This window comes from Pseudomonadota bacterium, from assembly GCA_022361155.1.
Taxonomy (GTDB): Bacteria; Myxococcota_A; Polyangia; order Polyangiales; family JAKSBK01; genus JAKSBK01.
Genome location: JAKSBK010000329.1, coordinates 1 through 9,811, shown reverse-complemented (window position 1 = coordinate 9,811; position 9,811 = coordinate 1). Strand labels below are relative to the sequence as shown.

Below are 9,811 nucleotides of genomic sequence, written 5' to 3'. Positions count from 1 at the left end.
TACCGGATGTCAGCGGTGCACTGGGCGGCGTGCCAGGCGCTCGTGCAACGCATCCGGCGCCACGTCGGCACCGTTGGGCCACACGGGCGCGCCCCACGCCGAGAGCTCGACTCGAGCAAAGAAGACCGCGTCGCGTAAGGGTTCGAAGATCGGACCCACGAGGCTGTCGGTCATATCCCACTCACCTTCCACGCCATCGGAGAACTCCGCATACAAACGATGGGGATGCCGAGCTTCCACGTACACGAGCCGTTCCATGGTTAATCCAGAGGCACGTCTCCCAATTGTCCATCAACTCGGCCCTATGCGCCACTGCCCATTCCAAGCGGAGCCAACACGCCGAACTGCTCGAGCCGCCCGTACTGCGCGAAACCGTGCAGGACAAGCTCGCTGGGGCGTCGAGTGCGCTATCGCCCGGTCTGGTCAAGACGCGCGGAAAGAGCACGCAGTCAAACAACCTGTCTCACACAAGCTGAGACTCGGGGGGCGTAGGTAGGGGAGGTGGGGATGATGGGCCCGACAGCGGACAGCTTCACGTCGTTTTTCAAGATCGCTACGGGCGGCCTCACGCCGTACCGTTGGCAGCTCCAGGTGGCACTCGATGGTCTACCGGAGAACCTCCCTGTTCCAACCGGTCTCGGCAAAACCGAGGTGGCTCTGGCGTGGGCTTGGCGTCGTCTGGCGACTTCCGAAGAGGAGCCGCTCCACCTCGTTTACTGCCTTCCGATGCGCAGCCTCGTGAGCCAGACGGTGCAGCGCCTTACGGGCTACTTCGGCGCCCTCCGGGACCACGACGCTAGGTTTGGCGTCTGCGTTTATCAGCTTATGGGAGGCTCGATCGAAGACAAATGGGCTCGATGTCCCGACAGACCTTGGATCTTGGTCGGAACGCAAGACCAGCTCCTGTCCCGAGCCCTCAATCGCGGCTACGCGATGAGCCGTTTCGAGTGGCCGGTCCACTTCGGTCTGCTCAACAACGACTGCCGCTGGCTCATCGACGAGGTCCAGCTTATGGGGCCAGGCCTATGGACGACCTCGCAGCTCGACTGGATGCGAAGGAAGCGGTTCCCGTCGTTGAAGCCATGCCTGACGACGTGGATGAGCGCCACCCTCGGTACGTCGTTTCTGAGCACCACGGACCGGACGCGCGAGGGCCTCGGGGAACCGTCCTCGGAGCAGATCGAGTTCCAAAGGACGCTCAAGACCGCGCTCGAAGACGACATGGGGCTCGCGTGGTGGCGAGCTGCGAAGCGCCCCATCGAGTGGTGGCAGCCAGCGGGCTCGAACGCGAAGACGAGCGGAGCGAAGAAGCGAGGCGCCGCGAAGTCCACGACGGTCACGCCCGACTCAATCTCTAAGGCGGTGGTGGAGAAGCACGTAGCAGGGAAGCTCTCCCTCGTCATCTGCAACACCGTGGACATGGCCCGCGAGGTGTTCCGCGCACTGTCGTCGGTGGACCATAAGGTCCTGTTGACGTCTCGATTCCGGCGCGAAGATCGCGCTCAACATGAGCAGCGACTCCTTGAGTTCGATGCCAATCGCAAAGTGGGTAAGCTACCGAACGACGATCCGGGGCTGATCTGCGTGAGCACGCAGGTCATCGAAGCCGGCGTCGATATCTCGGCACATCACCTCTGGACCGAGCTCGCGCCGTGGCCTTCGATGTTGCAACGCTTGGGGCGTCTAAATCGAAAGGGAGATGACCAGGAAGCATGCGCGTGGGTCTGGGAGACGCCGAAGGAGGGCAGAAACAAGAGGGTCGAGCGAATCGGGCCATACGAGGCGGCAGACATCGAGCGCGCGAAGAAGCTCGTGGCCGCGTTTGCACCTCTCTCGCAGCAGAACCCCTTCGCGAAGGCCACCGACGAGCTCAGAGAGAAGTGCAAGAAGGAGCTCGAGGAAACGCTTCAGCCGAAGCCAAGCCCACTACCGCGCGCCCTCGACGTCCACGGGCTCTTCTCCACGGAGCGTGACGTCCACGGCGGCTTCACCGACGTCAGCGCCTTCGTGCGCGGCACCGATCCCGACCTCGACGCGACGGTCTTCTGGCGCGAGTGGTCGGGCGACTCCCCGCCGCGTGGTGAAGAACTCGACGGCCCCTTGCTGGAGCCCGCGAAGGAGGGCTGCCCCGTCTCCTTCGTCCGCGTCCAGAAGATGTTGGAAAGCAGCAAGGGCAAGGCGTGGCTGTGGGACGACGAGGCTGACCGCTGGGAGCGAGTGAACCACTGGGACATCCGCCCCGGTATGCTCGTGATGCTGAAGCGCGACGTCGGCGGCTACGACAGCACCGAAGGCTGGACGGGTGACAAGGCGAACGCACTCGCCGAAGTGCCTCGCGCCGGACGCGGTGCCACCTTGCGAGACGATGCCTGGACCGAGATCGGCTACTGGTCAAGACTCGAAGACCACCTCCAGGACGCGCGAGGCGAGGCCGAGAAGCTTTGCACGGCGCTCTCGCTGACGCGTGACGCGCGACAAGCCGTCGTCGAGGCGTCAGGGTTTCACGATCTCGGCAAGGCGCATCCCCAGTGGCAGGCCGCATTGCCGGGTCGCTCCGGCTTGCCCGACGCGCTGCTCGCCAAGAGCCCGCGCGTCGTCGCCGCAGATGTGGTGGGCGACGACTCCGCTGTTCGGACTGAGTTCACGAAGCTTCGCTCGCAGGCTCACGCGCTGCCGGATGAATCTCGCCGAAGGGGTCGCGAAGACGTCGTTCGCCTTCGGTGGGCCATCGACGAAAAGCTCAGCGACGGCGAGCTGAAAACGCTGCGCAATGTCGCCGGCGTGCGCTGGGCAGGACACCTCCAGTTCCGCCCGGGTCTGCGCCACGAGGTCGTCTCCGCTCTGGCGATGTGGAGGAAGTACCGAGCCAGCGCGGCGAAGCCGTACCCGGCGCTCGCGGTCTACCTGGCCGCCACGCACCACGGGAAGGCACGCACCGTACTGCGCTCGACGACTGGCGAGGGCGACGACGTGTTCGGCGTGCGAAGCGATCCGAACGAGCTTGTGATCGGTGCCGACCACTGGCCCCTCGACTTCTCCATCGCGAAGGACGGCGCCGAGGGCCGCTGGGAGGGCGACACGTTCGTATTGACTGGACACGGCTGGACGGGCCTCGTCGCCGACCTGCTCGGTCCATGGCGCCCAGAGGATGAGAGCGACGCCGGCGTCGTGCCCAAAACGGAGCCACGTCAGCTTGGTCCGTTCGCGCTGGCGCACCTGGAAGCGCTCGTCCGCATCGCAGACTGGCGAGCGAGCGATGTAGCGCACGCCACAGGCGCTCTCAAGCCGAGCGAGGTGTGCAATGACCGCTGAGCTTCGCCTTCCGGCTCTGGCGTTGCCTGGTTTGTCACCCGACAGCCTCGGCAACTACCTCGCGTCGCTCGGCCTCCTGCGGGTGCTGTCTCGAAGGTGGCCGAGCACGCGGATCGCCTGGCGAGACGACGTCCTCCAGCTGGTCGGTGGCCCGACGACGCTCGATGAACTGCTCGATGAGCTGGTGCGAGTTGCATGCCAACGAGCGTGGGCTCCGTACAAGCGAGGCTGGCTTACGGAGCAGATGAAGGGGACGAAGCTCGGGCAGAACAAGAACACCGTGTCCCAGGCCGGTACACCAATTGCCGAGTGGCGCGCGAGACAACCCGAGGACGCAGTTGCAATTCTCGATTCCCACATCGTCGCCACAACACGCCAAATGTTCAACCCGCTTACCGGGAATGGCGGCAGCGCTGGCAACCGCGACTTCTCAGATGGCTGGAAGCTAGCCGTCGACGCAATCGCCCACGCGATCGAACGGCTCAAAGAGGCAGACGAGAAGCACGCGAGGGCGTTAGCAGAGGCCAAGAAGGTGCGGGACCGGGCGTACGCCAAGGCCGACGAGAAATACAGAACAGCCATCAACAAGGCATGTAGCGCACAGACGGACGCCGCGCGCCAAAGCGCGACGAGGAAAGCAGACGACGCGAGAAAGAAAGCACGGGTCAAGGCAGACGAAAGGCACCTAGGCGCGGCCAACAAGGCCGACGACGCTTTGGGCAAGGCCGAGCGTCCGAGAGATGAGCTAGAAAAATTGCTACTCGGACAGCCCACGACGTGGGTAGAGAAGAAGCTAAACGCGGGATCCTGGTTCAGCGCAGCGACGAAGGCCTACAACAGCGGTCAAGCTCCTGCACGCGCGGCGCTGATCTCTCCCTGGGCGATGGTGCTCGCGTGCGAGGGTCTGCTCTTCTTCGCTGGGGGTGCTTCTCGACGCCTCGGTGCCCGTACGCGAGCCATCGGCGCGTTCCCCTTCGTCACGCAGCCGGTTGCTCCCGAGGCTGCTGGCGAGGCCGGTCGCATACTGGGCGAGCTCTGGGCGCCCATCTGGGCCCGCCCAATGACCGTTGCTGAGACGACGACGCTGTTCTCGCGTGGCCGAGCGGAGCTCCGCGGGCGCGGCGCGGTGACTCCCGCTGCATTCGCGACGGCCATTCGAGAGCGAGGCGTGGACGCTGGTGTCCGCGAGTTTCGTCGCTTCTCCCTAGGCAGAACGACAAGCGCAAACACATTTGAACCCCGATTGGAGGCTCGCTTCTCCCTCGACACCGGTACTGAGCTGGCGAGCGGGGCAAGCTCGTCGACGCTCGAACGCGTCACCGCCCTGATCGAGCAGCGCGGCTTCCCTCGTGACCGGAAGGTGGGCCAGCGGTGGCGCTTCGAGGGGCTTCGTGGCCCGATCGAGGTGGCGCTCCTCGACGTCGCAGCGGAGCCGAATCGGTCCGAAGCGGGCATTGCTCTGCTCGACGCGGTCACTGCGGGGCTGGACCGCATCGACCGTAACCGGAACTTCCGCGAGGGTAATGTTCGCTGGAAGCCGCTGCCACTCGAGTGGCTGTCTTTGCTCTTCGCCGACGAGGGGCCCGGAGTCGAGGCACGGCTCGCCCTGTCGCTCGTGTCTGCGTTCCCTGAGGCACTGCCGTTCGCGGCGTTCCGCTTTGGGGTGGAATGGACCAGAGACGGCAAGTACGACTGGAGCACCAAGCCAAGTTGGTTCGAACACGCCAAGGTGGCCCCTGCACGCTGGGTGTGGGGACCGGGGCAACCTGCCCGTGTCATAGGAGCAGTCCTGTGGCGACGCCTGTTCGACGAGGGCAAGCTGGACGCCACCAACACGCGTCGTCCGCAAGGTCGCGGGCCGCTGCCCGCCAGATTGTCGGACGTGAGTCGTTGGCTCGCAGGCGAGATCGACGAGTCACTCTTCGTGGCGTGGATTTCTCGGCTCGCGCTCTTCGACTGGCGACGGATTTCGCAAGAGGTGCGCTCCCTCGTGAACGCGGAGACCGCACGTCCGCGAGCGGATGGTGAACTGGCACTGCTGGGACTTACTCAGCCCCTCGTCGATCGGCGGGCCTTGGTCGTTCGAAGCCTCTCGCCGAACGACCTTCTTTCCGATGACACGGGCGCGCGCACGGCGGAGGCAGCTCGCTCGCTCGTCGCGTTGATTCGCGCGGGCAAACTCGGCGCCGCGCTGGGGCTCGCGAGCAGCCGCTACGCGATGGCCGGTGCGCGCCTCGCGTCGTTCGAGGCGCCGTTCGCCACGCACGACCCGGACCGCCTTGTCGCAGCCCTGCTGTTCACCATCTCGGACCGCGATCGAGCGGTCCTATTCGAATGCTGGCTGCGTCCTCGACGCCGGCCACAGAGAGGAGAAGCGCATGCCTGAAGCAGAGACGAGTCATCCGAAGAAGCTCACTCCCTCCGACGTTTTGAAGAGTGAGGCGCCGCTTGTCCTGACAGCGACACTCGAACCGGTCGTTGGTGACCGGTTCCAACCCGCGGGGTTTCCCGAGATCGGTCACGTCATTTACAAGGCGCCTCGAAAGGACGGCAGCACCGAAAGTGTCTGCATCGTCGACAGCGCCGCCAGCATGGCCAACCACCTCGAATCGGTCTGCCAGCGCGGTGCGCACGACCTCGATCTCGTAAGCGAGCTCCAAGGTATGCCGTACCTCCGGTGCGTGACTGGCGATCTAAAGGGCAAGCGGTTGCCAAGCGAGGGTCGAGAGGTTGTAGTCACAAGCCTCACCGAGGGGCACCGCATCGCCTCGAACTACTTCTTCGGGGTTCGCAAGAACAGGAAGTGGGATGGGAAGAGCGCGCGGCGTGTCGGCAGCGGTCACTCGATCGCCGATGAGAGCTTCGGCGACGAACTTGCGGGACCGACGCGTTTCGGAATACAAAGTGACGGGCAATCCATAGCCCATCCGCCGCCACATCGGTGGTGGAACGTTTTCAAGACCATCTTCCAGTTCGACCCGAACTCGCTGGTTCACGGAGTCCTGTTTACGGAGTGGCAGATCAAGATCCCCCGAGCGCTCACGGCACACCTTGAGGCTTTCGGTGCAGGCCGTGTCGATCGCTCGGGCGTGAAGTTCGACCACCTGGGGAAAACGACTTCCGGTCAGCCTATCTTCGCGGTCGACGACGCCACCGCAGAGTCGATTCGTGCCACGTTCGTCCTAGACGTAAGCCTGATCCGATCCTTTGGCCGCAAGAGCCGCGACGGTGCCGAGGAGACACAGCTCGGTCTGTCGGACAAGCAGAAGGAGTTCGTCGTTGCGCTCGCGCTGTGGAAGATCGGGAAACTTCTCGATTCGCCGTTCCGCTTCAGGTCTGGCTGCCACCTCCGACGTACGAGCCTCAAGAGTGCCGCTCAGAGCCTCGAGGGTCCCGAAAAGGATGTGGAACTCGACGTCGACATCCGCACGGCGATCACGAGCGCTGACTTCCGAAGTAAGGAGAACGGCGAGCCGGAGTTGCCGATCGTTACCGACGTGTACTGGCCCCGTGAGGAACTGTACCGGGAGGCTCCGGCCGATAGCACCGAGAGCGCCGAGGAAGACGATGGCTCGAAAGAAACCGAATGATGCTGATCATCCTTCGCCAAGAGTTCCCGTTGGGCCGATTCCACGCAACGCCATGGCGCGTGAACCCGTTCGACGACCCGCACGGGGAGTGGCCACCGTCCCCTTGGCGGTTGGTTCGCGCGATAACTTCGCGCTGGTACCAGTGGGCGCGCGAGACAGACCCAGAGCCAGACGTCGCTGAGCTCGAGGGCTTGCAGGCCGCCCTGTGCAAGAGCGTGTACGCCTTCCACGCTCCCGCAGATGCAAGAAAAGGCAGCCCGCTCAGGCAGTACCACCCCACTGATTTCGGCTGGAAACCAGCGGAGAAGAAAAAGGCGGGCACTCGAAGCTATGGCACGAGCTTGGTGCAGGACAACTACTGGTGCGTCCCCCCACGAGCGCCGGTGTGGTGGTTCATCGTCGGCGACTCGTGGACGCCGCATCTCGTACAAGTGCTTGATCAGTGCCTCTTACGCATTACCTACTTCGGACGAGCCGAGACGCTCACGCGAATTCGCCGAGCGGATCCAGAGGAAACCATCTCGGAGAACAACTGCACACTTTTGGAGCGGCGAACGTCTGGATCCGTTCCAGTCTTGGTGCCACTCGAAAACGCCACGCGTGCAGACGTCGAGCGCATTACCGACGACCCTCAGTCCAAACAGCGAGCGATTCCTCCGGGTGCGCGCTTCCTTTACGCAGTTCGACCACCGCGCCCTGCGTCCCGCGAGCGCCGACGCGTACCTGTGCATCGGCCCGATTGCCACCTGATGCAGTTCGCAATTGGATGGCACGTCGCGCCAGAGCCCCGAGCGATCGTGCGACTCACGTCACGGTTCCGAGGCGCCGTGCTCCGCGAGCTTCTGCGGCTCAAGACCGGAGAAGCTTCGGTGACCTGGACGCGCGTCGATCGCGACGTGCGCGAGTCGATCGCGGACATGGTCGGCAAGGACGCGAACGACGCCCCCCTCAAGGGACATCGGCACACGGAATTTCTGGTCTGGTGCGAGGGCGGTCGGCCGACGCGCCTCATCGTCTGGAGGGGCGCACGTGCCTTCGATGCGGACGAGCAGGAGGCGATCCTGCTGGCCGCCTCTCGCGACGTGTCCTGGGCCGCCGCAGGCTCAGACGCGGACGAGTGGAAGGCGCGACTGGTTCCTCTGGATCGTGACGTCCCTGCACCTCCGGGGTTCAACGAGACGGAAGCGCGACACTGGGAATCCGTGACGCCGTACGTCCCGCCCAGGCACTACCTGCGCGGGGGAAAGGAGCGCGAGAGCGAGTCGCTGGTGGCGCAAGTCCGGCGGGAGCTACAACGGCGGGGCTTCGCGGAGGCAGAGCAGGTCGACGTCGACGCTGTCGGCGCTCCAGCTTGGGTGGCAGTCCATGTGCCGCGTCGAAAGGCGAACAAGCGAGCCTTTCTGGGTGATCGCCGAGGGCAGGCTATCCGTCTGACCTTTCCATCCCCTGTCGTTGGGCCCATTCGGTTGGGGCACTCCAGCAGTTTCGGTCTCGGCCTGTTCCGTCCTGGCGCACGTAGTCGATGACCAAGAAGCCTCAAAGCCTCGCCCTGATCCCGAGAGTCAGTCCCTACCATGGCACCCACCTACTTGACCCCGCGGAGCCCGCTCGTTCTTTTCAGCGTCCGCGCGAAGCCGATGTAGCGAAGGTACCGCGTTGAGTTCAGCCCGCGCGCAGCGCGAAGAAGTCGAGGTCGCTCTAGAGTGGTGGCGGTCGAAATCGAGATAGGGCGCTCGACGAAGAGCTCGATAAGGCTGTCTTGCCACCAGGCTCCGCAGCACTTTGGCCGCCCGCGTGCTACACTGAACCGAAGTCATGCCAACGCCTGCGAAAAAGGGATCCGCGAGCAACGGGCGCCGCACGGGCGCTCAGCGCAGGCTCGCGCCTATGCATGTGCCCAAACAGAAGCTTCGCAAGCCGACAGCGAAGCAGATGGCCGCTCGCAAACTTTTGTTGGCAGAGCTCGGCAAGGGTAAAAGGCCGCTGACGCAAGCCGACCTCGACGAGATACGACGAGAGTGGGCCGAAGCCGAAAACCGCTGATCCCCGTCCGCAGATGTCGCAAGGCCTGACGTTCGATACCGGTGCCCTGATCGCGCTGGAGGCGCGGCGGCTCCGAATGCGCAAGGTGGTGGCAACTGCAGCCGAGGAAGCGCTGGTCATCACGGTACCGATGCCCGTGATTGGAGAGTGGTGGCGTGGACCGCGTACCAAGCGAGCGGATCAGATTCTCCAGTCCGTAGATATCGAAAGCCTCACGCTCGAACTCACCAAGCAGACAGGCGAAGCCATGGCTCAGACCCGCGGCGATGACTTCGTGGACGCCCTGGTCATGGCCTCCGCCTCTCGGCGCGGTGACAGGGTCTACACATCGGACTACGACGACTTGTCCGCTTACCTCGAGCTGTTCCCCGAGGTCCGACTGTTTAAGGTGTAGTCGGAACGGGCGGTCTGACCCGGAGTGAAATCGGAGGCAACCCGGAGCGCGGCAGACCGATGACGGGTAAGAAAGCGTGGCGTTCGAGGTGGCGGTGGCGGCCAGGCCGGACTGGGCAACGCCTACTCAAACACCGCGTCGAGACTGGGTGCGGTGATGACGCGCTCGGCCCATCTATCGAGTTGGTCTGCGCTCGCGCTGCGAACGCGCGTCAGCACAGGCGAGTACTTTAAAGGACACCCATAGTCTTGACAACGTAGCTGCTCGGTGCCATAGAGGAAGTACGATGACGGTGGCGCGTGCGGAGCAGGTGAGCGTGGATGCGACGCCTTGGTATCATGTGATATCCCGCTGTGTGCGGCGGGCGTTCCTGTGCGGGCAGGACCGGTACTCGGGGCGCAACTTCGACCACCGCAAGGTCTGGGTGGTCGAGCGGGTCAGGGAGCTGGCTTCCGTGTTCGCGGTCGATGTG

The 9,811-nt window shown here is 64.3% G+C and carries 7 protein-coding genes; 6 read left to right on the top strand and 1 reads right to left on the bottom strand.

Annotated elements, in window-relative coordinates:
• Nucleotides 1–9: 9 nt before the first annotated feature.
• Nucleotides 10–258, bottom strand: coding sequence for a DUF2442 domain-containing protein (locus tag MJD61_12945; GenBank protein MCG8556175.1), 249 nt, complete (start codon nt 256–258; stop codon nt 10–12).
• Nucleotides 259–507: 249 nt separating this feature from the next.
• Here MJD61_12945 and MJD61_12940 point away from each other — a divergent pair, with 249 nt between their 5' ends.
• The 6 genes from MJD61_12940 to MJD61_12915 all read left to right on the top strand — a co-directional run.
• Entirely contained in the window at nt 508–3,312 is a 2,805-nt protein-coding gene (locus MJD61_12940; protein MCG8556174.1) for a DEAD/DEAH box helicase, read from the top strand.
• Nucleotides 3,302–5,698: a type I-U CRISPR-associated protein Csx17 gene (gene csx17, locus MJD61_12935; protein ID MCG8556173.1), complete on the top strand. Its 2,397-nt coding sequence runs from the start codon at nt 3,302–3,304 to the stop codon at nt 5,696–5,698. Before MJD61_12940 ends, csx17 begins: the two co-directional genes overlap by 11 nt.
• The gene (locus MJD61_12930) at nt 5,691–6,902 is read left to right on the top strand and encodes a type I-U CRISPR-associated protein Cas7 (protein ID MCG8556172.1); all 1,212 of its coding nucleotides are present in this window, start codon (nt 5,691–5,693) and stop codon (nt 6,900–6,902) included. Before csx17 ends, MJD61_12930 begins: the two co-directional genes overlap by 8 nt.
• Nucleotides 6,899–8,428, top strand: coding sequence for a type I-U CRISPR-associated protein Csb2 (csb2, locus tag MJD61_12925; GenBank protein MCG8556171.1), 1,530 nt, complete (start codon nt 6,899–6,901; stop codon nt 8,426–8,428). The genes MJD61_12930 and csb2 overlap by 4 nt, the downstream gene beginning before the upstream one ends.
• Before the next feature lie 530 nt (nt 8,429–8,958).
• A complete protein-coding gene (locus tag MJD61_12920) occupies nt 8,959–9,339 on the top strand; it encodes a PIN domain-containing protein (GenBank protein ID MCG8556170.1) in 381 nt (126 codons plus the stop codon).
• A 286-nt stretch (nt 9,340–9,625) separates the two neighbouring features.
• On the top strand, nt 9,626–9,811 hold a 186-nt coding region (locus MJD61_12915; GenBank protein MCG8556169.1), incomplete at its 3' end, for a hypothetical protein.